General features: G+C 60.1%; 3 protein-coding genes. All 3 read right to left on the bottom strand.

Annotated elements, in window-relative coordinates; all coding sequences use genetic code 11:
- Positions 1 to 152, bottom strand: a 152-nt coding sequence (locus tag J1M87_RS28205) for a biotin carboxylase N-terminal domain-containing protein (RefSeq protein ID WP_206492942.1), incomplete at its 3' end; no start/stop codon positions are given.
- A 14-nt stretch (positions 153 to 166) separates the two neighbouring features.
- Positions 167 to 394 carry an acyl-CoA carboxylase epsilon subunit gene (locus J1M87_RS28200; RefSeq protein WP_206492941.1) on the bottom strand — a complete coding sequence of 76 codons (228 nt, stop codon included), beginning with the start codon at positions 392 to 394 and terminating at the stop codon, positions 167 to 169.
- Positions 391 to 514, bottom strand: a 124-nt coding sequence (locus J1M87_RS28195) for a carboxyl transferase domain-containing protein (protein ID WP_206491948.1), incomplete at its 5' end; no start/stop codon positions are given. The genes J1M87_RS28195 and J1M87_RS28200, both read right to left, overlap by 4 nt.

Raw genomic sequence — 514 nt, 5'->3', positions numbered from 1 at the left:
CGCACGAACGGAGCATCCGCATCCGGCTCGGCATACACAGCCACACTCACCAACCCCGCATCAGCAGCCGCCCGGATCACCCGAACCGCGATCTCACCACGATTGGCAACAAGAACCTTGGTGATCTTCTTATGGGCAGTAGACGTAGTCATATTCTCGAGATCCTTCACTGACCGAATCGGGCGTTGACGAAAAGGGCTGGGGCACTGGAAAGTCCATAACGATGCAGATCCTCGGGTCGCCCCCAGGAATCGATCACGGGCGGAGTCGAGTCGACCACGCACGACTGCGCAGCGGTCAGTACAGCAACCACCGCGGCGATGTCGGTGTCGGTCGGGCAACCTGTGAACTGCCAACTATCCGACACCGCAGCATGATTCGCTTCGCCGCTCATAGTGGGATGTTTCCGTGTTTTTTGGGTGGGAGGGTGACTTGTTTGCGTTCGAGGAGGCGTAGTGCGGTGACGATCTGGCCGCGGGTGTGGCTGGGGGGTATGACGGCGTCGAGGTAGCCG

It is taken from the genome of Rhodococcus sp. KRD162 (assembly GCF_017168335.1).
Taxonomy (GTDB): Bacteria; Actinomycetota; Actinomycetes; order Mycobacteriales; family Mycobacteriaceae; genus Rhodococcoides.
The sequence above is the reverse complement of the archived record's forward strand: the minus strand, read 5'-3'. Positions and strand labels throughout refer to the sequence as shown.

Excerpts from the sequence above, each read along its gene's own strand:
- J1M87_RS28200 (WP_206492941.1), bottom strand. The coding sequence starts at position 394 with ATGAGCGGCGAAGCGAATCATGCTGCGGTGTCGGATAGTTGGCAGTTC.